Origin of the sequence: Bacillus sp. 196mf (genome assembly GCF_003217275.1) — a bacterium.
In the GTDB taxonomy this organism is placed as follows: domain Bacteria; phylum Bacillota; class Bacilli; order Bacillales; family Bacillaceae_G; genus Bacillus_A; species Bacillus_A thuringiensis_S.
This window is the reverse complement of the sequence record NZ_QJTG01000020.1, coordinates 37,334-61,073: the sequence shown is the minus strand read 5'-3', so window position 1 is coordinate 61,073 and position 23,740 is coordinate 37,334. Positions and strand designations below refer to the sequence as shown.

The following is a 23,740-nucleotide window of genomic DNA, read 5'->3' as shown; positions in this document are numbered from 1 at the left end:
GCGCTTATTTTACTGACAATTTGTATGTTCCATCGCCATTATCATATTTATATACATACAAGTAATACTTACCTGGTTTTGCATTAAATTTTGCTTCTATATGATTCCCATTAGCTTGACCGTAAGCCGCATAATTTTGCATATCTGATTCATGGTGAAGTACCCATGTCATCCCAATTCCATACTCATTTAAAACAGAAATGTCGATATCTTTCGCTGATGCTACATTAAATGTATAAACATCAGTGTGGTCCCCACCAATAAGACTACCTTTTATAGTACTATTTAGCCCGATACGATTTGCTTCCTCTGGACGATTATTTGGTTCTGATTCTGTTAAACTTCCATCTTTAATCGTAACAGTTGTTTCGCTTCTGCTCTCTTTTCCCTTATCATCTTTTACTCTTAACGATACTTTATAAGAACCTTCTCTTTCATATACATGTACTGGATTCACTTCTGCACTTGTGCTTCCATCTCCAAATTCCCATAAATAAGAAGCAATTTTTCCATCTTCATCGCTTGAGCCATCACTTTTAAATTGAATTCCCTCTTTTACAAGACCATTATAAGGGCCATTTATATTAACCGTTGGAGCTTTATTTTCTCCATCATCTTTTGCGATTCCATGGAAGACTACATCATATTCAAATTCATTTGAGCTATTCACACGATAATTGACAAAGTATGCTGTAACAGTTTTGTAGCCACTCCATTCTTTTTGCGCCAATTGTTCTAAAGATTCATTTACTCTTTTACTCATTTCTTTCCAATCTTCTGATTCACCTTTTGTGACACTACCTGTATACGTACCTTCTAATGTAAATGTATTAAAGAATTGAGAATTATGTTTTGTCATTTTTGTATCTTTCATAGGCAACGTATCACTAATTTCTTTCTTCACCGCTCCTAATGACTTCGTTGCATGTTCAGCTAAATAATCATCAGCTACTTCTGGTACAGTGTATGTATCTTGATTATCAATTAACTGCTGCATATACTCTTGATACTCTTTATTTAACTTAGGATCTTTACTTAGATTTTCACGATATGCATCATAATTTTTCACGTCATTCGCACGAATCAAATCTTGAATTTTATCAAATGTTTCAAACTGATGCGTATATAAATAAGACTGCAATGCGAACGAGTAATTATAGAAATCCCAAGAACCGTATTTAGCAAATAGTGTACGCTCTGCTGTATAACGGCTTGCAGGATCAGATGATAATCCGCTAATTATACTCTTTCTTGGTACAACGTTATTCGTACGAGTAGATCCTGCGAAAAACTCTGCATTTCCTTCTTGGAACCAAGTTAGCCTTTCATTTTGATACATATCTCCTCTTCCAAATAAACCAGGAACTTCATATCTCCCTTGCAGATAATGAGTAAATTCATGACGGAATAACTCTTCTAAACTATAAATACTTTGCTCTGGCGTACGCTCATATGTAAAGAATGTTCCTGTCTCTTCAATATAAATTCCACCGTTGTTTGTTTCATATCCATACAATTGTCTATTTAACTGATATTCATCTGGACTATTATAAATTACGATCGTTAATACATCATCCGCATTTCCTGGCTCTAACGCTTTGTCATTTCCAATTACACGGTGATACTGTGCCTTTACTTCCTTCGCAGCCCAATATAGTCTCTTAATTTTTTCTTCTGATACTTTATCTCCTGTTTTGAACACAATTGATCCATCGTCGAATGTATACGTTTTTGGTAAGTATTGCTCTTTTCCTTCTTTACGTATTTTCTCTAAATCTACTGTATTCCCACTATAATCTTTACCATTATAATTTGTTGTAATTTGTTCTACCGCAACAAAATAAGGTTCACTTAAGCGCGGGTACATATGCATCGCTTGTGTAACAACCTCTAATCCTTTATTTGGATTGCTATGAAACTTCCCTAAACGGCTAGCAAAATAAATGCCATTATTAACGAGCCATTTATTTTCTGACGTTACTTCATTTAGAAGAGCAATACGATTTATTTCATTAATAAACCCATCTACTTTTCCATACCACATCGTTTCATTCGCTTCTTTACGAGCCTCAGTTAAGTACGACTGTATATCATAGTCAATACCTTGCATAATATCGTATATTGCTTGTCCCTTCATTCGATCATTTACATAAGTAGTATAATTATCATTGTATTGCTTTAAAATATTCGATGCGTATTGAACCGTTTCAACATCGCTTGAAGCATTACTAATTAATTTACCGTATGCAGATACGACTGTATCTTGTTCAACTGTACCAAGCTTAAAGTTTGGATTTTTTGCGATTGCTTTTAAAGCAGGTAAACATTTATCCTGGAAGCTTCTTTCATTTAAGTCGCTTAATTCACTATTATAAAATGCAAGATAAAAAGCTGAACGCAACACTTCAGTAAACGTTTGAATTCCTTTTGAATCATCTTTTGTAAATGTACTACCTCTATGAGCTAATTCATCTATAATGACTTGCATTTTTCCTTTATCTTTATAAAAAGCCTTTGCATCTTCATTAAACTGAAATAAGTCTGTAATTTGGTGCCACTTAATACTGCCTAACGTTTCAACCAATTCTTGATCATTCATTTTGTTTAAATCAGCCATTGAATAGCTTTCTTTAACTTGCTTTACTGCAGTTTTCTTCGTAATAGATGCTGGTCGCTGTGAAAAATCTCCTACTTTTAAACGTTCTTGAAATGATAAAGTTTCATCAACTTTTGAAATATGTCCAACTTCATCTACCGACTTTTCAATTCCAACCGGTTTCGTTTTCAACACGTTATACGGTACTTTTTCTTCCGCTGCTGCATGAGTTTGAAGTGCGCCTAACGATAAAGCCATTGTACTAATGCTAAGCATCACTTTATTGATCTTTGATTTCTTGTTCATATCCTTGCCCCCTATTTTAATATTCCATTCAAGAATTTAACATAAAATCTGGATGTAACAATATAAAATGCAATATTTCATATTATTTCTTCCTATAATTTGTACATATCGTGAACACATTGCTCTTTACCTCCCTAAAACAAATTACATCCTTTCATGTTAAAAAAGGGAGTTTTTTGACAATTAAAAACTTAATTGTTATGATTACTATAATTGTTAACTTTATTAAATAAGGGTGGGATTCTATGATAAAAAAAGAAAACAGTGTATTTTATATCTCCTTCTTGCTAACAACATTATTCATTATATGGGGAATTACCCCAGCAAGTTGGATACAAGGCTACGATTTACAAAGTGTTACATCTTCTTTAAACTCATTTATCCTCAATAAATTTGGGTGGTTTTACTCTCTACTTATGACTACAATGATTATTTTGGCTGCTTATTTAGCATTTTCTAAGTACGGTTCTATTCGTCTTGGTAAAGATGGAGAAAAGCCAAAATATAATTATCCATCTTGGCTATCCATGTTGTTTGGGGCAGGAATGGGAATTGGACTCCTCTTTTATGGAATCGCTGAACCGATTTCACATTTTACAGATCCATTAACAGGAAAAGCAGGTACAGAAGAAAGCGCCAAACTCGCTATGCAATATTCATTTTTCCACTGGGGACTCTTTCCGTGGTCACTATACGCAATGGTCGCTTTAACAATTGCATATTTCACATTCCGCAAACAAAAAGGTAGCACTATCGGGGCTACAGTTACTCCATTATTTAATCGATCGAAAAATTCCCGTATCGGAAAAACAGTTGATATTTTAGCTGTTTTAGCCACAGTGTTTGGCATTGTACCATCTGTTGGGATTGGTGCTCAACAAATTGCTGGAGGATTAAGCTATTTATTCCCTTCCATTCATAACACTTTACTTACCCAGCTCGTACTTATAGCTATCTTCGCTGTTTTATATTTAACAAGTGCACAAACTGGCTTAGATCGTGGGATTAAATATTTGAGTAACTTGAATTTCTCTCTTGCAGGTATTTTACTCATCTCTTTCTTACTTTTAGGGCCAACCGTATTTATTATGAAATATTTCACATCTACACTCGGTTCTTATATTGGAGCTTTGCCTAGTATGGGATTAAATTTAGGAGCATTTAATGAAAAATCTTCTTCTTGGATTGAAAATTGGACTATTTTCTATTGGGGATGGTGGATTTCTTGGTCTCCATTCGTCGGCACATTTATCGCACGTATTTCTAAAGGGCGTACAATAAAAGAATTTATTTTTGGAGTTGTATTAGTCCCAACTCTTATCTGTACATTTTGGTTTGCAGTATTTGGTGGTACCGCAATTCATATGGAAATGTTCCAATCGCTTGGAATAGCTGATGAAATTGCAAAAAATGGTACAGAGATTGGATTATTTGCTGTTATTTCACATCTACCATTCTCTACATTTTTAACGATTATCGGGTTAATTTTAGTAGCCACATTTTTCGTTACTTCTGCTGATTCAGCAACATTTGTTGTTTCCATGCAAACGAGTAACGGAAGCTTATCACCGAAAAATAGTTTAAAACTTATATGGGGATTAACAATCGCGATAATTGCCGCTATTTTATTACAAGCTGGAGGATTAAATGCACTACAAATCGCAGCTATCATCGCAGCACTACCATTTTCTATCGTAGTCGTTCTTATGGTCATTTCGCTCTTTAAGGAGCTGCGAAAAGAAGATGTTAATTTGCAAACAAAAGAAGTATCTCAAAAAATAAAAAAGGTTATGTAACGATTAGCACCTCAAATTACTTCTGAATCCGTAACAACTGAGGGAAAAGTAGATTAATAAAACCCATTCGTATGAAATATAATTTTCATACGAATGGGTTTTCACTCTATTATATAGTGTTGTAAACATGCCTTCTCCTCAAATTCTACTTTCTTGTACAATTTCATCGCACGATCATTATTCGTATTCAAACATAATTCTATCTCCTTCATTCCTTGGAAGGAAATAATATACTGAATTGCCTTTTGTAATAACCGCTCTCCGACACCTTTTCTTCTACTATTTTCAGCGGTTGCAATAAATTCGATATTCGCTTCTTGAAACTCTGGATTTACTTCCACATATACATAACCTTCTAACTTATCATTCTTAATACTTACAAATAATTTATTCGTATTACTTAAACGTTCAATAATTTCGTTTCCGTCATAATACGTATTAGAAAACACATGATTGTGTAAAGCGATAAACTGCTCAAACACTTGTGGTAAAGCCTCTTCTACATTACATATAATATGGTGCTTCACAATATTATTTAAAACGAGAATACTATGTCGACCTTGTTCTTTTGCATGTAAATTCCTCATTAAACGGGCACAATTATTATTTTCCACATGATAAAAACCATAAAATCTCTCAATATGAAAAGGCACCTTTTCTATAAGTTCCTTCCACATATGTAAAGCAACTTCTTCCCAATTCTCTGCGATAATAAACGGTCCCCATATCTCTGCACATTTCTTTACTTCATCCACATCAAATCCTAATAAACCTATTAAATTATTATTCTCATAAGTAGCAACAAAAGATTGTTCCCAGCCTATATCTGAAAAATCATGAATAATTGTCTGTAACAACTCCTCTTTCTCATCTCCACAATAGCCAACATGATGAGTAGCATCTTTATTCATATTCGCAATAAATGCTGCCACCTCTTCAATTTCCAAAATAGAACTGACATACATAACCTCTCCTCCTTCACTAATATATTCACACCTTTTCCATTTATCTCCTTCTAAAAAAGACATCACCATAAGCATATTTCAAAATGAAATCGCCATGATAATGTCTTCTCAAAAACTCATATAATCATCTTACGTTATAATAAGATAGAACGTTTTTTATTTCTTAAATAATCTCTTTCTAAATACAAACATACTCAGTGCTGAAAGAACTAACGCTATGCCTGAAAGTAATGTTGATGTATTCTCTTGTCCACCTGTTGCTCCTAATGATTTCTTACTTTCTTCTTGCTTATTAACAGCTGGTTTATTTTCTTTCACAACTTGATTATTCACGTTTTGTTCTTGGACTACTGCTGATTGATTTACCGCGTCTTTTGAACCTTCAATTTCTTTTCCTGTTTCTTTTACCTCCGCTTTCGATCCTTCAACTCCTGTTGTTGGCTCGTCCACTTCCTCTTTCGCTTCTTCAACTTCTTTCGTTGGCTCTTTTACTTCCTCTTTTACTTCTTTTACCGGTTCTTTCACTTCTTCTTTTGTACCTTCAACTTCTTTTATCGGTTCTTTCACTTCTTCTTTTGTACCTTCAACTTCTTTTACCGATTCTTTCACTTCTTCTTTTGTTTCTTCAACTTCTTTTACCGGTTCTTTTACTTCTTCTTTTGTTTCTTCAACTTCTTTTACCGGTTCTTTTACTTCTTCTTTCGTTTCTTCAACTTCTTTTACCGGTTCTTTTACTTCTTCTTTCGTTTCTTCAACTTCTTTTGTTGGCTCTTTTACTTCTTCTTTTTCAACTATATTTTGGATTACCGTTCCGTTAAACCTTATGCTAATTTCATCAGAATCTAAATCAAATTTATACACCTTTTCACCTAGGGTACTCCATTTTATTACTCCGTTATTAAACGTCCCTCCCTCACTTACCAATTGAATATTTTCAATACTTTCTCCTTCTAAATCATATACAGGAACTTGAATTTCTTCGTTTATTTTTGCATCATTTAAAATGATATTTTGTCTTCCAACATCAATTGTAAACTACTGACCTAATTGTATTAACGGCCTTACATCACGAATCTCATTTCCAGCTAAATTTAAGCTAAATAAGTTTAGCATGGAACCAATAACCGTTACATCTTTAATATGATTGTCCGCAAGATTTAACCACTGTAAATTTTCCAATGAAGATAGTGGTGTTATATCTTCAATTTGATTATGAGATACATTCACATTATTCAATTGTTTCAAGTTTGAGATGAACTCAATATTTTTCAGGCCTACTCCTTCTAAAGTGAGTTTTTCTAAGTTCGTCATGTACTCTAAACCTGTTATATTTTTTATCTCATTTCCATTTTCTTTAAGTATCTCTAATTTTTTAATCTGTAATAAATCTTCTTTTGTGATAGGAGCGTTTACATTCTCTCTACCTAAATTCTCTTTATTAATATGTTGTTGTAAAGTTTTATCGAGAATTACATTTTGACTTTCTTTTTGTTTTTCAACTATATTCTGTATAACCGTGCCATTAAATCTTATTTTACTTTCAGTAGAATTAGTATCTAGTTTAAATTCATATATTTTTTCTCCAGGACTATTCCATTTTATAAATCCGTTATTCAGAGTAGCCCCCTCACTTTGTAGATTAATATTTTGAAGTGGCTCTCCTTTAAGGTTGTATACTGGGATTTTTATTTCTTCATCTACACTTGCTTCATTTAAAAAGATTTTTTGTCTTTGAATGTCAATTGAAATTCGCTTACCTAATTCCTCAACAGGCCTTACGTCAGAAATTTCATTTGCTCCAAGATTTATCTCATGTAAATTTGTTAAGGTGCTCAGCGGCGATACATCAGAGATATAATTCTCTTCTAAATTCAGCACTTGTAAATTTCCTAATTGAGATAGTGATGATATATCTTTTATTTCACTATCAGAAATTTCTAGTTCAATAAGATTACTCATTTTACTAATAGATTCAACATTATTAATTTTATTGTTCCCTATCCATAATAGTTCCACATTATTTAATCGATCAATTCCCGTAAGATCACTGATTTGATTATTTGCTAAGTATAATTGTTTCATAGTTGATAATGTAAATAATGGCTGGATATCTTTAATGTTATTACCGATTAAATCTAATGTTTTAATTTTTTTCATTTTACTTAATGGTGTAAGATCAGAAATTTTATTATCTCTTAAAAAAAGCATATTAATATTCTCTAGCTGCTCAATTGGGTGAATACTTTCAATTGAATTAGACGTTAAATCAACGTACTTCAAACCTCTCAATTTCGAGATGGCTGATATGTCTTTTACATTAGACTCTCGTAACGTCAACTTCTCTAAATTTGTCATATACTCTAAACCAGTTATTTCATTTATTCCTTTACCAGAATAAATGGATAACGTTTTAATTTTTAATAAATCTTTCTTTGTGATTGGCGCATCAACATTATCTCTATCTAAGTTGTATTTATTAATATATTTTTGTAATTGCTTATCTAATATTACATTTCCGTTTTCATCTTGTTTCTCCTCTTTATTTTCCTTTTGTTTTTCAGGAACATTGTTCTCTAAATTCAATGTATTTACTTCAAACTGTACTTGGTACTTATTGTCATAGGCCATTGTTGGAATATAAATATGCATTCGCATATTATACCTTTTTCCTAATTCCCCTACTTCAAACTGAATCACTTTCGTTCCATTTTTCTTTTTATCTTCTGATATTACTTTCACATCATGAAACACACCTGGAGTATGAATATCCTCTGTTTTCAAGTATTGAAAGAAATCACTATCACTTAACGTTGCTGTTACAATTTTCTTTCCATTCTCAATTGTTAGTTTCGGATCCTTTATATAAACAGCTGCCATAGACTCTTCATTCGTTTTATCTTTATACGCTTTAATAACAGCGTCATATGTACCATCTTCTAAACCTTGTCCCGTTTTATTCGTCTCAATTGCTACTGCCGCTAAAGCAGGTGTTGAATAAACAGCAAACGGAAGTGATAACGTCGCCACTATAATCATTGCATTTATACGTTTTCTTTTATTTTGTTTCAACTTTACATCTCCTCTGAAATATATAATTCGAAATGTAATCATTTCTCGAATAAATGATAATGATTTTCATTATCATTGTCAACTGGGAAAATAAAAAGTTTACAAAAAAAGAACCTCTTTAAAAGAGGTTATGCCATTTTCTCACCTGATTCTTCTCTAAAAAAGCTTTTCATCGCATGAAATACGTCTGCTTTTTGCTTTAAAATATAGTATCTAAAGTTTTCATCTTTAATATTTTTATAGGCTGACATGAGTGTACTGTGGCGGTTATACTGGTTCACTTCCCCATACCCAAACATATTACACTTCTTCATTAATTCTTCCACAAGCTTTACACATCTAGCATTATCTGATGTTAAATTATCACCATCTGAAAAATGGAATGGATAAATATTATAGCGATCTGGTGAATATTTATTATCGATTAACTCGAGTGCTTTTTTGTATACGGAGGAGCAGATTGTTCCACCACTTTCTCCTTTTGAAAAGAATTCTTCTTCTGTAACGACTTTCGCTTCTGTATGATGAGCAATAAATTCAATATCAACTGTTTCATACTTTGTGCGTAAAAATCTTGTCATCCAGAAAAAGAAGCTACGTGCCATATACTTCTCCCACATTCCCATCGATCCACTCGTATCCATCATCGCTAAGACAACAGCCTTTGAATCTGGCTTTAATACTTCATTCCAAGTGCGGAACTTTAAATCTTCTTGATGAATTGGATGGAAAGATGCTTTACCACGCATCGCATTTCGTTTATATGCGGATATCATTGTTCGTTTCTTATCGATATTTCCCCATAATCCTGTTTTTCTAATGTCATTAAATTCAACATGTTCAATCCGGTTTTCATCTATTTCTTTTCTCTTTAAATTAGGCAGCTCTAACTCTCTGAAAAACGCTTGCTCTAATTCTAAAATAGAGACTTCAGCTTCATAGTAATCTTCCCCAGCTGCATCTCCTGCTCCTTGCCCTTTTCCTGGCCCTTTTTGTTTTTGACCACCTGATCCATCTCTCGCAACGACATCACCAACTTTGCTATCACCGTTTCCTTGCCCAACATGTTTATTTTTATCATAATTGTATCTAATCTTATATTCATCTAGAGAACGAATTGGTATTTTTACAACATCCTTGCCATTAGACATAACTATACTTTCTTCTGTTACAAGATCGGGTAAATTATTCTTAATTGCCTCTTGTACTTTTTCTTGATGGCGCTGTTGGTCGTCATATCCTTTGCGATGGAGGGACCAGTTTTCCTGTGAAATCGTATAATTTGGTTGATTTTCTTCGCCCATTCCTTTCCCTCCTTACTGTAATTGTCTTCCTGTATGAACAGCAAGCTACAAATTTTGTTCTGTAATGTGCAAGCTAGAATATTTGAAAGGTAACTGCCCATAGAAAATCATCCCATAAACATTTATAACGTTTTTCATACAATACCCCGAGCATCCTAAACAAAATTTTGCCACTCACATAATAGAAAGAAATATTCAGCCACTGATAAGAAAGAAACACAATGCATTGTTGCACACATTTTTACTTTGCAACATATTGTATTGTGTTGGCTTTTTTCGTATGAATGGTTGGTTACTCTATCATATGCATATTGTAAAAATAATTGACAATAAATTCATGAAATTGCATCTTAATTTATTACATTTGGACAAGGTATGACACTTTACACACATATGAACGGATAATAAAACGCTGTCCCGCAAAATACAAGAGACAGCGTTTTGTTATCAAACTATCGGTTTAACAAGCTACCTACATAGCGTAGTAATTCATTTGCTGAAGAAGAATTATAGCCATGCTCATCAATTAAACGTGCAACAACATCATTGATTTTCTTAAGCTGATTTTCGTCCGGTGTTTTCGTTGATGTTGTAATTTTCACTATATCTTTTAAATCAGCAAATAGTTTTTTCTGAATCGCTTCACGAAGACGTTCATGTGAATTATAATCAAAGCGTTTTCCTTTACGGGCATAAGCAGAAATGCGAATTAAAATCTCTTCACGGAATGCTTTCTTAGCATTTTCTGAAATTCCAATTTGCTCTTCAATTGAGCGCATTAGTTTTTCATCTGGACTCATTTCTTCCCCTGTTAACGGATCACGTAATTTCGATTTATTGCAGTACGCCTCGACGTTATCTAAGTAATTATCCATAAGCGTCTTAGCTGATTCTTCATATGAATAAACAAACGCTTTTTGTACTTCTTTCTTCGCGATTTCATCGTATTCTTTTCTCGCTAATGAGATGAAATTCATATAACGTTCACGGTCTTCATTACTAATCGATGGATGCTGATCCAGCCCATCTTTTAAAGATCTAAGTACATCTAACGCGTTAATAGATGGTACCTCTTTTCGAATGATTGTAGACGAAATTCGGTTAATGACATAACGAGGATCAATACCCTTCATACCTTCATCTTGATATTCGCGTTGTAATTCTTCTACATCAATCGCATTATAACCTTCTACCGTTTCTCCATCATACAAACGCATCTTTTTAATTAAATCAATATCCGGACGCTTCGGATCTTTTAAACGAGTTAAAATAGTGAACATTGCTGCAACGCGAAGTGTATGTGGTGCAATGTGAACATTCGACACATCACTTTCACGAATCATTTTTTCATAAATATGTTCTTCTTCACTTACTCGTAAATTATAAGGAACTGGCATTACAATAATTCTTGAGTGTAATGCTTCATTTTTCTTATTTGCTATAAATGAGCGATACTCTGTTTCATTCGTATGCGCTACAATTAATTCATCTGCTGAAATAAGCGCAAATCTTCCCGCTTTGAAATTCCCTTCTTGCGTAAGCGATAATAAGTGCCATAAAAACTTCTCATCGCATTTTAACATCTCTTGGAACTCCATCATTCCTCGGTTTGCCTTATTTAATTCTCCATCAAATCGATACGCACGGGGATCTGATTCTGAACCATATTCTGCAATCGTAGAAAAGTCCAGACTACCTGTTAAATCTGCAATATCCTGTGATTTTGGATCAGACGGGCTAAATGTACCAATCCCTGTACGGCGATCTTCAGAGAAGAAAATACGCTCTACAACTACATCCTCAATTCTTGATCCATATTCTTGCTCTAAACGCATGACATTTAGTGGTGATAAATTCCCTTCAATTCTAACTCCATACTCATCAAAGAAATCATCTCGTAAATGATGTGGAATTAAATGCAGCGGATCCTCATGCATTGGGCATCCTTTAATTGCAAAAATGGCTCCGCGATCTGTTCTTGAATATGTTTCTAATCCTCGTTTCAACATCGTAACTAACGTTGATTTCCCTCCACTAACAGGACCCATTAATAATAAAATTCTTTTTCTAACATCTAATCGTTTTGCAGATGGATGAAAATATTCCTCTACAAGACGTTCTAGAGCATCCTCTAATCCAAAGAGCTGATTACTAAAGAAGTTATACTTTCTTCTACCATCAACTTCTTCAATTCCGGCATCTTTTATCATATTGTAAATGCGAGAGTGTGCTGTTTGAGCCACCCATGGTCTTTCTTTCACAAGCTCCAAATACTCCGCAAACGTACCTTCCCATTGTAAACGTTCTTCTGCTGCTCGATGCTGTTCAATCTTTTTTAGAATATCCATTATAGCTCCTCCCCCATCTCCTTGTTCAATCGGATTATTATAAAAGGTATGCTAGGATGTCCTTAAACATTCTTTAAATCAAAACGAAATATATAATAGCACGCTAAAATTCTCTCCAAAATTCAAAGAAAATTCTGTATAATATAGGTATTAACGTTTTTACACTGCTATTCATTATAAATAAATTCTTTTCTTCTAAGAACCTTACATACATTTTGGGTAATAAATAAAACTCGTGAACCGAAAAAAGTAAGGAGGATATTAGTATGAAATTATTATTAATTTTAGGTGTATCACTCACATTTCTTACAGCGATTTTTACATCCGGTTACAATGACAAACCAGGTACACATAAAAAATGATGTGCTTTTAGCACATCATTTTTTATGCATTATTTATAATACATATTTTCCATATCATATTTGGATAGTGGTCGGCTATAATAATAACCTTGTACAAGCTTCACATTCTTTTCTTTCAAAAACTGTATTTGCTCCTTTTTTTCTACTCCCTCTGCAATTACATTCAATTCTAAAGTATGAGCTAAATGAATAATTGCAGCTGTAATATTCGTATCACGTTCATCTATATGTATACCTTCCATAAAAGAACGATCAATTTTTAAAGTATCAATTGGATATGTTTTTAAGTAACTTAAAGATGAATAACCTGTTCCAAAATCATCTAAATGAATCTTTAAATTTTCTTCTTTTAATTGTAGTAACACTCTCTTCGATATATCTTTATGTATAAGAGCTCCTTCTGTAACCTCTATCGCTAATAAATGAGCTGGTACATTGTACTTATTTAAAGCCCGTGTAATCATCTCTATTAATGTAATAGAGCGAAAGTGTCTAGCTGAAATATTAACTGCAATTGGGACCACTTCATATCCTTTATTTAACCATTCGCGCAGTTGCTGACACACTTGATTTACTACCCATTCATCGAGCTTAATAATAAATCCTGTTCTTTCTGCCAACGGAATAAATTGGTTTGGAGAAACAAATCCTAATTCCTTATTCTCCCACCTTATTAAAGCTTCCATACTAGCTATTTTTTTCGTCTCAATATTAATTTGTGGCTGATAATATAAGAAAAATTCATTTTTTTCTATAGCACGATGTAACTGGTTTTCTATTATAAACCTTTGTTCACGCTCACAGTCTAATCCACTACAATAAAAATGATAATGTCCTTTTCCTTTGTCTTTTGCTTTTTCTAAGGCAGCATCGACTCTCTGAAATAGTATTTTTTCATCTTCTCCATCTGCTGGAGCCATTACAATTCCAATTGACGCACTTAAATATACATCTTCTTTCTCAATTACAAAATATTCACTAATATTTTTCAGTATGCTTTTTGCAACTTCCTCTACACATTCTTTCGTTATATTTTCTATCAACATAACAAATTGATCATCGTGTTCTCTAAATAAGTGCATACCTTCTATTTTTAGATTGCTTAAACATTCTGTCACTTTTTGTAATACTTTATCTCCCTCTTTATGACCAAATGTATCATTAATACGATGAAACTCATCTAAATCTATAAATACAAGCGCAAAATTTATACTCTCTTTTAAAAAAGTATTTAACTTATTTGTACATGAAATTCTATTCATTAATCCTGTTAACTGGTCATAGTAAGCTAAATATTCTGTTCGCATTTCGTTTAATACTTGCCTTGTAACATCTCTCGTAACAATATACACTCCAACAATTTCACCGTTCACAATAATCGGGATAGTTCTCAAAGAAATATATAGCTCGTACCCTTCTTTATGAACATATTTCTTTGAAACAATTTGTTTTGCTTTTCCTTGCATCGATCCCTTAAATATAATTTGAAAATCTTTTTCATATTCTTTATTAATAAATTCAAAAATAAATTTATTATTTAATTCCTCATACCGGTATCCAAATATTTCATACGTTGCCGGATTTGCATATGTAACTCTCCCTATAGAATCTATAGATATAATTGAGTCATTATTATATTCCAGTAACGACTTAAATAACATTTGTTTTTCCTCTATCTCTGTCTTCTCCTCAATTTGAGCTGTAATATCTCTTGTAATACAAATAACAAATTGACATATTCCTTCTTCATCGCAGACAGGATTAAGTGAAGATTCATAATGTATCTCACCTTTTGGTAATTTGACTACATCACAAAAAGTGTGTGCTTTCGCTTCTCTCACTACTTTTTCATATTGCCTTTGCAATATCCCCGCTATATCTTTCGGTAATACTTCTGCAAAAGTTTTTCCATAGCACTCTTCGCTTAACCTAGCATAATCCATTCCTATTTTATTCACATACATATATTTAAACGTTTCATCATCAATAACTTTCAATATAAATACTAAATCTTGAATAGCATGTAATAACCCTTGTCTAATTAAATCCATATCTATCATACTTAAAAAGGTATTTTGATTACTATATTCTTCCTTCATATTTATCTCAACCCGTCTTATCTATTTTTAATCATATATCCCATTCTATATGATTATGTCCTCTCTTTTAAACGTATGATCACATATTATTTTTATTTTATAAAAAAAAGTCGCCATATGGCGACTTTTAATAAACGATTTCTAAATCTAATCCAGGGTAATTTTGTTGACGGAATGCTTCATAAATTAAAATTGCTGCTGTATTAGATAAATTTAATGAACGTACTTTATCTGTCATTGGAATACGTAAACAATGATCAAAGTTTTCTTCGATTACATTAGCTGGTAAGCCGTTTGTTTCTCTTCCAAATACAAAATAGTAATCCTTCTCGCGCTTGCTATAGTCAAACGCTGTATGAGCTTTCTCGCCATACTTCGTTAAATAGAAGAATTCACCATCTTTATTTTTTTCATAAAATTCTTCAATTGAATCATAATACGTAATTTTCACGTGCTGCCAATAATCTAATCCGGCACGCTTTAACATTTTATCATCCGTTGAAAATCCAAGCGGTCTAATCAAATGTAATTCTGTTCCAGTTGCTGCACAAGTACGAGCAATATTTCCTGTATTTGCTGGAATTTCTGGCTGATATAAAACAACATGTACTCCCACGCGATATTCACCTCTGTTTTTTGTCTACTACGTATTATACCACTTGAGCGAAAAATCTCTACCCATTAATAATATGAAAGAATTTATATTTCATTTGTGGTGTATATTTACTAGAGTCTTCATAGTTCCAATAACGTCGACGGCTATTTGCTGAATGTGCATTTACAAGCGGCATACCATCTGCATCTTTTGCTACTACAATCGTCGTATGATTCCATCTTCCGTCATCCTCGAAATCATAAGCAATTACATCTCCAAGAATAAGTTCTTCTGGCCTCTCTACCGCCTCTGCTCGAAGTCCTGTTGTAGCACCTGACAAATACCAATAAAAAGAATGTGCAACAGCCCAGCTCCAACTCCACTGATTCTCCCTTTGCCACCATCCTTTACGAATATTAGGATATCCGTTCATAGGTACTTCTCCAGTATGAAGACATTGAGAAATGAAATTCGTACAATTATCAGGGAAATTACGATACATAGGATTTCGGTCATCCCACCAACGCTCTGCATATTTCACTGCCTCTAAACGATTATACTGATAAGAACCGTACTTCTCTTTCGTAATTTCCCTTTCTAATGTCTCACCCATTCTAATTTCTTCTGACACTTCAATATCATAATCGCCTATAATCCGACTATTATTTAAACAAACTCTTCGTTTTAATTGTTCCTCTTCAATATAAAATAATTCTTTATGCTTAATTAAATATTTAAAATGTATTTGATAATCAATTTCTTGATGGTCATTACTATTTAATTGTCTAATGAAAGAAACATCCGCAATTGCTTTCACTATATGTGCACTACGCCTTTGAAACAATTGTTTCTTTCTCTGTGCCATTTGTAGTAAATCCTCAGCAATACCATCCACGTCTGTTCGTTTCTCTGTGATATATGCTAAAAACTGTTGTACTTGCTTTTCAATATTCATTTTTACAGCCATTTCGTTTCCCTCCCATATTACAATATGAAAAAGGGAAATATTATCTACTCTTTTTTCTGTGCTAACAATTCAAGCCCGCGATTCATTTCATGAAGTACTTCTTCATCTTTCTCACGTTCCATCGCTTTCTCAATCGCTTCGCCTACTCCATCTCCCCCAATTTTCCCAAGTGCCCATGCTGCCGTTCCGCGCAATACCGGTCTTGGGTCATCTTTCATAACACCAATTAAATCAGGAATTGCCGATGCTTCTTTAAAATGTGCTAATGCTAAAATCGCATTTCTTTGCAGTGGCTTTTTCCCTCTCCATGACCCTGACATAATCCCATATTTCTCTTTAAAATCACGATTACTAATTGTTAAAAGTGGCGTTAATAATGGTTTAACTAGCTCAGGATCCGGCTCCATCTCAGGATGATTATGAAAATCCATTCCTTTGTTTTTCGGGCAAACAGTCTGACACGTATCACATCCATATATACGATTTCCTATTTTATCGCGATATTCTTCAGGTAGGAATCCTTTCGTCTGTGTTAAAAACGCAATACACTTCTTCGAATCTAACTGTCCCCCCTGTATTAAAGCACCTGTAGGACAAATATCGATACATTTCGTACAGCCCCCGCATTGATCTTCTATCGGCTTATCTGGCGGGAATGGAACATTTGTAATCATTTCCCCTAAGTATACGTACGAACCGAATTCAGGTGTAATAATAGCACAGTTTTTCCCACTCCAGCCAATGCCTGCACGCTCTGATACAGCTCGATCACTTAATTCACCTGTATCAACCATGGACTTCACTTCTATATCTGGAAGTTTTTCAATTAAATATGCTTCTAATTTTTGCAAACGATCTCGTAAAACAAGATGATAATCTTGTCCCCAAGAAGCACGGCAAAAAATTCCACGGCGTTCTCCACGCTTACTTAATGGTGCATTTTTTAATTTTGAAGGATATGCTAAAGCAATCGCAATAATTGATTTAGCACCCGGTAATAAAAGTTGCGGATTCGTTCTCTTCTCTATATCAGGCTCTTCAAATCCAGATTGATAATTTAATTGTTGTTGCTGGATTAAGCGCTGCTTTAATTCCTCAAAAGGAGAAGCACTCGCAAAGCCTATTTTATCTATGCCAATTGTTTTACTATACGCAATTACATCTTGCTTTAATTGTTCAAAATCCACTCTTAATCGCCTCCTCAGATGAATCCATCATCCCTTATGTAACGACTTTATTGGTTAGTAATTCACTTTTGGAATACTATTATTTACTTCTATTTTCGCATGTAATTATATTTTTCAAACATTAAAAAACGCAATGCCTCGTTTATCTCGGAAACGAAACACTGCGTTGATCACAATTTATAGAAAAACATTTAATAAAATTTGGAGCGGGTGAAGAGAATCGAACTCTCGACCAGAGCTTGGAAGGCTCTTGTTTTACCACTAAACTACACCCGCAAATATGAATTACATATAAGATATTAGAATAACTTATGTAAAGTAGTATAGCATGTTAAAAAAATAGAGGCAAGAATTTTATCGAAAAAAGTCGAAAAAGTGATGAGAGACCTCATCACTTTTTCAATTCTTTATCAATGGCCTTCTTCATACTATCGAAATCAGGGTTTGCAAGATTTCCGTTTACATATACTGAAGGAGCACCTTGAACTTTTAATTTTTGAGCACGATCTGAATCTTTACGTACTTTTTCTGTAATTTCTTTACTGTGTAAATCTTTCTTAAATTGCTCTACATCAACTTTTGGAAGTTTCTCTTTCACAATGCTAAGAAGCAAATCTTCTGTAATCCATTCTTCCGTATCTTTCTTTTGATTTTGATAAATCTCATCATAGAAAATCCAGAATGAATCTTTATCTTGTTTATAAATTGCTTCACCAGCTGCTGCACCTAAATCCGAGTCTTTTCCGATAAATGGGAAGTTAATAAAATATAACTGCACTTTGCCTTTATCAATATACTCTTCTTTTAATCGAGGTAATACTGTTACATCCCAAGTACGACAAGCAGGACATTTAAAGTCTCCAAATTCAACTACCTTAACTGGAGCATCATCTTTCCCTAAAGATTGTTGCGTGGAATAAGCAAACATCTCATTCCCTTTATCTTTTTTGTCATTTATGATGCTATACGCAATTGTTCCAATTACAATCAATACTGCGATAGAAAAAACTATACCAAGAGCCATGAGTTTATTTGATTTCATATACATTCCTCTTTAAATTCATATTCTGTATACAGCATTGTACACAATACACATAATATCAACACTTATATACGTCACGCAATGAACACGCTCACATAAATTACAAAAACACAATAATTGTGACGATATTGTGTCACAATTTGTCACAATTTATTCAAAAAAAGAAGCTCCTCTGTAGGAACTTCTCTTAACTTACTGCTTTTTTACGCGCACTATTTAACATCGACTGCTCTATTTTTATATCATGACGAATTACTAATTTCTCACTAACTGCTTGAACATACTCATCATGGCTTATATAGCCTTCTTTCTCCATTAGTCTCAACACAACATTTCGTCTCTCTACTGCTTTATCATAATTTTGGGCAGGTGAGTAATAAGCAGGTGCTTTTACTACAGCAGCCATCATTGCACTTTCAGCCAACGTTAATTGGTTCACCTTTTTACCGAAGTAAAGGTTTGCTGCTTTTTCAATTCCCCATGCTCCTTCACCATAATAAATGTTACTTACATATAATTTTAAAATTTCATCCTTCGTAAATGTGCGTTCAATTTTTTTCGTATAAAAAATCTCTTTCCACTTACGAGAAAATGTACGCTCATTAGTTAAAAAAGCATTTTTAGATAGCTGCTGTGTAATCGTGCTTCCTCCTTGCACGACACCACCAGCCTTTATATTCTCAACAGAGGCCCTAATAATTGCTATATAATCTAAACCGTTATGATGATAAAATCTTTTATCTTCTGTCGCAATAAATGCATGTGTTAATGATTCTGGCACCTCTAAATTAGCCGGTACATGTAATTTACTAATGTCACTTTTCTCAATCATTACATTTCCAATGAATAATAACGTACAACTTAACAATAATAATAATATAATGGCTTTATAAAAAAGTTTAGTCATTGGATTTAATGCAACTTTTTGATGATAGTTCACCCTAGATAATACTCGTTCTTTCATCTTGAACACCTCTTTTCCACACAGCATATAACTCTTACTTTAAGAATACATTGTTGTAAAAAAATATCCCATCGATTTCTCTTACAAGTACCTTACATCATTGTAAGGTATAAAGTGAAACTTTAATCAGCCCTCACCAATCACGTTCCCGGCAAATAGCGGGGTAAAAAAGTATTGTATCACAGACCTTTTTTATCTACTATTCATCTGAAATATTGAATATAGATTATATTCAATCACGAATAACCAATAACAGAGTAAGCCTTAAGGCTATTATATTTTCACTTTATACTTTAATTATATCATCTACAAATATATGTACTTTTGAGTATCTAGTAATCTTAATGTATATAACATATACATTATACAGAACAAACGTTCTATAAATCAATACTAACACTATTATTATTTTGACCTTTTTCTTAAACAGTATACAAAAAAGAGTAGTGATTTGAATGTATCTCAAATCAGCTACTCTTTTCTTTACAATCTTCCTATTAAATTATATGGCTGTACTTCCCACGTTTCATACGGAATACAATGTGTTGCTCTCATTGCATCAAGCGTTCTGGATTTCATATGAGGACGGGTTATATACTCATCTATGTTCTCTTCATTTAAATCAACAAATTTAGCCTCTTGTATTTCTTCAGGTTGAATTTTTATTTCGCCACTCACATATGCTACTTTAAAAACAACAGCTAGAATGTGCATAGAGGCATTATAATAAACCCCGGTAATTCCGATAGGCTTCACCGTTAACCCTGTTTCCTCTTTTATTTCCCTACAGACAGCTTGATCGAGTGCTTCTCCTTCTTCTACCTGTCCTCCTGGCATTTCCCACGTATCAGCTCGCCAGTGTACCTTTGTTAATAACACTTCATTTTTCTCATTTGTTAAATAACCTGCTACGGCAACTATATGCTTTGGTGTCTTATATTCCATACTAAGCCTCCTAGAAATAATGGTTATTTCATATATCCCTATAAGCATATTCCCTATCTACACCAAAATACCTTTAATAATTCATCACCTTAATTAACTTCATAAAAAAAGCCCCTATTCGTTAAACGAAAAGGGGCTTTCATCGTATTACTCTCCTAAGTCTACGTTGTGGTAAACTTGTTGTACATCTTCTAAATCTTCTAATGCATCAACCATTTTCTCAAATTGTACTTGAGCATCTTCAGGAAGTGTAACATCACTTTGTGCAAGCATTGTTAATTCTGCAACTGTAAATTCTTCAACACCAGCACCTTTAAGTGCAGATTGTACTGAATGGAATTGATCTGGTTCAGCATACACGATAACAGCATCTTCTTCTTCTAGAATGTCACGTGCATCTACATCTGCTTCCATTAAAATTTCAAGAACTTCATCTGATGTTTTACCTTCAAGGCCGATAACAGCTGTCGCATCAAACATGTAAGCTACAGAACCGTTTACACCCATGTTACCACTGTTTTTGCTAAATGCAGCTCGTACATCTGCTGCAGTACGGTTTACGTTATTTGTAAGTGTATCTACAATAACCATAGCTCCATTTGGTCCAAATCCTTCATAACGAAGCTCGTCATAATTTTCCTCTGAACCGCCTTTTGCTTTTTCAACTGCACGATCAATAATTGTTCTTGGTACATTGTATGTTTTCGCACGTTCTAATACGACTCTAAGCGCTTGATTTGATTCTGGATCTGGCTCGCCTTGTTTTGCCGCCACATAAATTTCACGTCCAAATTTCGCGTATATACGGCTTGTATTTGCATCTTTTGATGCTTTTTTGTCTTTAATATTGTTCCATTTACGGCCCATACTTTCCACTCTCTTTCTCGTTTTAAATCTACATAAAAATATTAATATGAAATATAATGTGTGTTCAACACATTTTTAAAAGAAATATAAAAAGTTCATTTTTGATTCATATTACAGACATAATATAAATCACTATCATTTTGTTCTTTCGACAAGTTATATTATACATGAATTCCTAAGTTTATTACGAATTTTAGCATCACATAATATAATTTAACAAAAAAGACTCTAACATTTCTATTAGAGTCTTTTTATATTGCAGATACCGATTTCCATAATATCCCCATAATTACTTTCTATTGTTGTACAATAAAAATAGGGAAAAATTTAAAGAAAAGGTAGAGGGGGAATTATGACACATTCAAATGAGAAAAAATTACATGCTTTTAAAGGAATAGGAGAGAAGTTAAACCCAACTATCTATCAAGTAAGATTCATGAAATTAGATGAACCAATCCAATTTGAGGCGTTTCCTGAATTGAAGGAATTAGGGGACTGGTTGAGTACTTCAACGCACATGTGGTCGTGCCACTCAACTATGTACAAATACAACAGAGAAAAGTTTGAAAAGAAGTTTTTAGAAATTACGAAATTAACAGCTGATCATGTACTAATATCTACTGGTGGTGTCGGATTTAACTTCATGTCACCCGGGTGGAGAAATTCTCTCTAGAGTGCTCGAAGGGCATATTATAGAATACCGCAATTAAAAGGATAAAATTGAATGTTTGTTTTTATCCTTTTAATGTTTCGCAGTTTACTCACCGTACACTTTTTGTGCTTATTTTGTCATGTAATGAAAAGAAAACACAAAAAAACTCTATACTAATTGTATAGAGTTTTTTACGACGTTCATGATACCGATGGTCGGGGTCGAACCGACACTCCCGAAGGAACACGATTTTGAGTCGTGCGCGTCTGCCAATTCCGCCACATCGGCACAAAAGAAAAGGCGGCAACCGGATTTGAACCGGTGATAAAGGTTTTGCAGACCTCTGCCTTACCACTTGGCTATGCCGCCATATTAAATTTTATTGGAGCGGAAGACGGGATTCGAACCCGCGACCCCAACCTTGGCAAGGTTGTATTCTACCACTGAACTACTTCCGCAAAAATGGCTGGGCTAGCTGGATTCGAACCAGCGCATGACGGAGTCAAAGTCCGTTGCCTTACCGCTTGGCTATAGCCCATCGAATTCTTACTTAATTATATGTAAGTATCAATTAAATTATTTGTAATTTTTAAAATAAAAATGGGGCGACTGATGGGAATCGAACCCACGAATGCCGGAGCCACAATCCGGTGCGTTAACCACTTCGCCACAACCGCCATGTTGTGTAAATATATTTGGCAGGGGCAGTAGGAATCGAACCCACACTGGAGGTTTTGGAGACCTCAGTTCTACCTTTAAACTATGCCCCTATGTAAATGGTGGAGGGGGGCAGATTCGAACTGCCGAACCCGAAGGAGCGGATTTACAGTCCGCCGCGTTTAGCCACTTCGCTACCCCTCCGAAACTTACATGGTGCCGGCTAGAGGACTTGAACCCCCAACCTACTGATTACAAGTCAGTTGCTCTACCAATTGAGCTAAGCCGGCGTATTTTATTGAAATAAATGGTGGCTCGGGACGGAATCGAACCGCCGACACGAGGATTTTCAGTCCTCTGCTCTACCGACTGAGCTACCGAGCCTTATTAAAATGGCGGTCCCGACCGGGGTCGAACCGGCGATCTCCTGCGTGACAGGCAGGCATGTTAACCACTACACCACGGGACCATTTGGTTGCGGGGACAGGATTTGAACCTGCGACCTTCGGGTTATGAGCCCGACGAGCTACCGTGCTGCTCCACCCCGCGATAATACTATTCATATAAAATTTATATGGTGGAGGATGACGGGATCGAACCGCCGACCCCCTGCTTGTAAGGCAGGTGCTCTCCCAGCTGAGCTAATCCTCCAAAGTGGTGACCCGTACGGGATTCGAACCCGTGTTACCGCCGTGAAAGGGCGGTGTCTTAACCACTTGACCAACGGGCCAAATATTATAAATCCTATGGCGGAGAGCAAGGGATTCGAACCCTTGATACGCTTGTGACGTATACACGATTTCCAATCGTGCTCCTTCGGCCAACTCGGACAGCTCTCCAATGGCTCCGCAGGTAGGAATCGAACCTACGACCGATCGGTTAACAGCCGATAGCTCTACCGCTGAGCTACTGCGGAATAATATTGCCTGGCAACGTCCTACTCTCACAGGGACAAGGTCCCAACTACCATCGGCGCTAGAGAGCTTAACTTCCGTGTTCGGTATGGGAACGGGTGTGAC

At 34.5% G+C, this 23,740-nt stretch carries 14 protein-coding genes, 16 tRNA genes, 1 rRNA gene and 1 pseudogene (1 of these 32 only partly in view); 2 read left to right on the top strand and 30 right to left on the bottom strand.

Annotated elements, in window-relative coordinates; genetic code table 11:
• Positions 1-4: 4 nt before the first annotated feature.
• Positions 5-2,902 carry a collagenase ColA gene (gene colA, locus ATL10_RS22690; RefSeq protein ID WP_110497558.1) on the bottom strand — a complete coding sequence of 966 codons (2,898 nt, stop codon included), beginning with the start codon at positions 2,900-2,902 and terminating at the stop codon, positions 5-7.
• A gap of 245 nt (positions 2,903-3,147) precedes the next feature.
• Between colA and opuD the strand changes: the two genes are divergently transcribed.
• Positions 3,148-4,698: a glycine betaine transporter OpuD gene (opuD, locus tag ATL10_RS22685; RefSeq protein ID WP_071739131.1), complete on the top strand. Its 1,551-nt coding sequence runs from the start codon at positions 3,148-3,150 to the stop codon at positions 4,696-4,698.
• A gap of 101 nt (positions 4,699-4,799) precedes the next feature.
• Here opuD and ATL10_RS22680 read toward each other — a convergent pair whose 3' ends face one another.
• From ATL10_RS22680 to ATL10_RS22605, 13 genes and pseudogenes are all read right to left on the bottom strand, one after another.
• Positions 4,800-5,663, bottom strand: a complete 864-nt coding sequence (locus ATL10_RS22680; protein ID WP_110497556.1) for a GNAT family N-acetyltransferase — start codon at positions 5,661-5,663, stop codon at positions 4,800-4,802.
• A 156-nt stretch (positions 5,664-5,819) separates the two neighbouring features.
• Positions 5,820-8,732 (bottom strand): annotated as a pseudogene (locus tag ATL10_RS22675) (leucine-rich repeat domain-containing protein).
• 128 nt (positions 8,733-8,860) lie between these two features.
• Positions 8,861-10,036 (bottom strand): sporulation protein YhbH, encoded by a 1,176-nt coding sequence (gene yhbH / locus ATL10_RS22670; RefSeq protein ID WP_000503516.1) that lies wholly within the window; start codon positions 10,034-10,036, stop codon positions 8,861-8,863.
• Positions 10,037-10,488: 452 nt separating this feature from the next.
• Positions 10,489-12,384 carry a PrkA family serine protein kinase gene (locus ATL10_RS22655; protein ID WP_000353273.1) on the bottom strand — a complete coding sequence of 632 codons (1,896 nt, stop codon included), beginning with the start codon at positions 12,382-12,384 and terminating at the stop codon, positions 10,489-10,491.
• A 391-nt stretch (positions 12,385-12,775) separates the two neighbouring features.
• Entirely contained in the window at positions 12,776-14,845 is a 2,070-nt protein-coding gene (locus ATL10_RS22645) for a sensor domain-containing protein (RefSeq protein WP_000657161.1), read from the bottom strand.
• 127 nt (positions 14,846-14,972) lie between these two features.
• Positions 14,973-15,461: a tRNA (uridine(34)/cytosine(34)/5-carboxymethylaminomethyluridine(34)-2'-O)-methyltransferase TrmL gene (trmL, locus tag ATL10_RS22640; RefSeq protein WP_000538147.1), complete on the bottom strand. Its 489-nt coding sequence runs from the start codon at positions 15,459-15,461 to the stop codon at positions 14,973-14,975.
• Between the two features lie 58 nt (positions 15,462-15,519).
• A complete protein-coding gene (locus tag ATL10_RS22635; protein ID WP_000279322.1) occupies positions 15,520-16,407 on the bottom strand; it encodes an amidase domain-containing protein in 888 nt (295 codons plus the stop codon).
• A 44-nt stretch (positions 16,408-16,451) separates the two neighbouring features.
• Positions 16,452-17,594 (bottom strand): tRNA epoxyqueuosine(34) reductase QueG, encoded by a 1,143-nt coding sequence (queG, locus tag ATL10_RS22630; RefSeq protein ID WP_000345209.1) that lies wholly within the window; start codon positions 17,592-17,594, stop codon positions 16,452-16,454.
• Positions 17,595-17,796: 202 nt separating this feature from the next.
• Positions 17,797-17,870 (bottom strand) — tRNA-Gly (locus tag ATL10_RS22625).
• A gap of 115 nt (positions 17,871-17,985) precedes the next feature.
• Entirely contained in the window at positions 17,986-18,636 is a 651-nt protein-coding gene (locus ATL10_RS22620; RefSeq protein ID WP_000841308.1) for a DsbA family protein, read from the bottom strand.
• A 187-nt stretch (positions 18,637-18,823) separates the two neighbouring features.
• Positions 18,824-19,600 (bottom strand): transglycosylase domain-containing protein, encoded by a 777-nt coding sequence (locus tag ATL10_RS22615; protein WP_000664716.1) that lies wholly within the window; start codon positions 19,598-19,600, stop codon positions 18,824-18,826.
• A 483-nt stretch (positions 19,601-20,083) separates the two neighbouring features.
• A complete protein-coding gene (locus ATL10_RS22610; protein WP_097925562.1) occupies positions 20,084-20,545 on the bottom strand; it encodes an NUDIX hydrolase in 462 nt (153 codons plus the stop codon).
• Between the two features lie 147 nt (positions 20,546-20,692).
• Positions 20,693-21,412 (bottom strand): YebC/PmpR family DNA-binding transcriptional regulator, encoded by a 720-nt coding sequence (locus ATL10_RS22605; RefSeq protein ID WP_000532949.1) that lies wholly within the window; start codon positions 21,410-21,412, stop codon positions 20,693-20,695.
• 352 nt (positions 21,413-21,764) lie between these two features.
• Here ATL10_RS22605 and ATL10_RS22600 point away from each other — a divergent pair, with 352 nt between their 5' ends.
• The gene (locus ATL10_RS22600; protein ID WP_097925564.1) at positions 21,765-22,085 is read left to right on the top strand and encodes a DUF3884 family protein; all 321 of its coding nucleotides are present in this window, start codon (positions 21,765-21,767) and stop codon (positions 22,083-22,085) included.
• A 185-nt stretch (positions 22,086-22,270) separates the two neighbouring features.
• Here the strand turns inward: ATL10_RS22600 and ATL10_RS22595 are convergent.
• From ATL10_RS22595 to rrf, 16 genes are all read right to left on the bottom strand, one after another.
• Positions 22,271-22,352 (bottom strand) — tRNA-Leu (locus ATL10_RS22595).
• A 10-nt stretch (positions 22,353-22,362) separates the two neighbouring features.
• Positions 22,363-22,433: transfer RNA gene (locus ATL10_RS22590), tRNA-Cys, on the bottom strand.
• Between the two features lie 14 nt (positions 22,434-22,447).
• Positions 22,448-22,522 (bottom strand) — tRNA-Gly (locus tag ATL10_RS22585).
• 5 nt (positions 22,523-22,527) lie between these two features.
• Positions 22,528-22,602: transfer RNA gene (locus tag ATL10_RS22580), tRNA-Gln, on the bottom strand.
• Between the two features lie 63 nt (positions 22,603-22,665).
• Positions 22,666-22,741 (bottom strand) — tRNA-His (locus tag ATL10_RS22575).
• Between the two features lie 19 nt (positions 22,742-22,760).
• Positions 22,761-22,834: transfer RNA gene (locus ATL10_RS22570), tRNA-Trp, on the bottom strand.
• 7 nt (positions 22,835-22,841) lie between these two features.
• A tRNA-Tyr gene (locus tag ATL10_RS22565) sits at positions 22,842-22,925 on the bottom strand.
• A 10-nt stretch (positions 22,926-22,935) separates the two neighbouring features.
• A tRNA-Thr gene (locus tag ATL10_RS22560) sits at positions 22,936-23,011 on the bottom strand.
• Positions 23,012-23,029: 18 nt separating this feature from the next.
• Positions 23,030-23,105, bottom strand: a tRNA-Phe gene (locus tag ATL10_RS22555).
• A gap of 9 nt (positions 23,106-23,114) precedes the next feature.
• Positions 23,115-23,190: transfer RNA gene (locus ATL10_RS22550), tRNA-Asp, on the bottom strand.
• Positions 23,191-23,193: 3 nt separating this feature from the next.
• Positions 23,194-23,270 (bottom strand) — tRNA-Met (locus ATL10_RS22545).
• A 26-nt stretch (positions 23,271-23,296) separates the two neighbouring features.
• Positions 23,297-23,372: transfer RNA gene (locus ATL10_RS22540), tRNA-Val, on the bottom strand.
• Positions 23,373-23,376: 4 nt separating this feature from the next.
• Positions 23,377-23,451, bottom strand: a tRNA-Glu gene (locus ATL10_RS22535).
• A 17-nt stretch (positions 23,452-23,468) separates the two neighbouring features.
• Positions 23,469-23,560: transfer RNA gene (locus tag ATL10_RS22530), tRNA-Ser, on the bottom strand.
• A gap of 2 nt (positions 23,561-23,562) precedes the next feature.
• A tRNA-Asn gene (locus tag ATL10_RS22525) sits at positions 23,563-23,637 on the bottom strand.
• Between the two features lie 8 nt (positions 23,638-23,645).
• Positions 23,646-23,740 (bottom strand): 5S ribosomal RNA (gene rrf / locus ATL10_RS22520) (it continues 20 nt past the right edge of the window).

Excerpts from the sequence above, each read along its gene's own strand:
- ATL10_RS22620 (WP_000841308.1), bottom strand. The coding sequence starts at position 18,636 with ATGAAATCAAATAAACTCATGGCTCTTGGTATAGTTTTTTCTATCGCA.
- ATL10_RS22655 (WP_000353273.1), bottom strand. The coding sequence starts at position 12,384 with ATGGATATTCTAAAAAAGATTGAACAGCATCGAGCAGCAGAAGAACGT.
- ATL10_RS22680 (WP_110497556.1), bottom strand. The coding sequence starts at position 5,663 with ATGTATGTCAGTTCTATTTTGGAAATTGAAGAGGTGGCAGCATTTATT.
- ATL10_RS22635 (WP_000279322.1), bottom strand. The coding sequence starts at position 16,407 with ATGGCTGTAAAAATGAATATTGAAAAGCAAGTACAACAGTTTTTAGCA.
- ATL10_RS22600 (WP_097925564.1), top strand. The coding sequence starts at position 21,765 with ATGACACATTCAAATGAGAAAAAATTACATGCTTTTAAAGGAATAGGA.
- ATL10_RS22610 (WP_097925562.1), bottom strand. The coding sequence starts at position 20,545 with ATGGAATATAAGACACCAAAGCATATAGTTGCCGTAGCAGGTTATTTA.
- ATL10_RS22605 (WP_000532949.1), bottom strand. The coding sequence starts at position 21,412 with ATGGGCCGTAAATGGAACAATATTAAAGACAAAAAAGCATCAAAAGAT.
- yhbH (WP_000503516.1), bottom strand. The coding sequence starts at position 10,036 with ATGGGCGAAGAAAATCAACCAAATTATACGATTTCACAGGAAAACTGG.
- ATL10_RS22645 (WP_000657161.1), bottom strand. The coding sequence starts at position 14,845 with ATGAAGGAAGAATATAGTAATCAAAATACCTTTTTAAGTATGATAGAT.
- ATL10_RS22615 (WP_000664716.1), bottom strand. The coding sequence starts at position 19,600 with ATGAAAGAACGAGTATTATCTAGGGTGAACTATCATCAAAAAGTTGCA.
- colA (WP_110497558.1), bottom strand. The coding sequence starts at position 2,902 with ATGAACAAGAAATCAAAGATCAATAAAGTGATGCTTAGCATTAGTACA.
- opuD (WP_071739131.1), top strand. The coding sequence starts at position 3,148 with ATGATAAAAAAAGAAAACAGTGTATTTTATATCTCCTTCTTGCTAACA.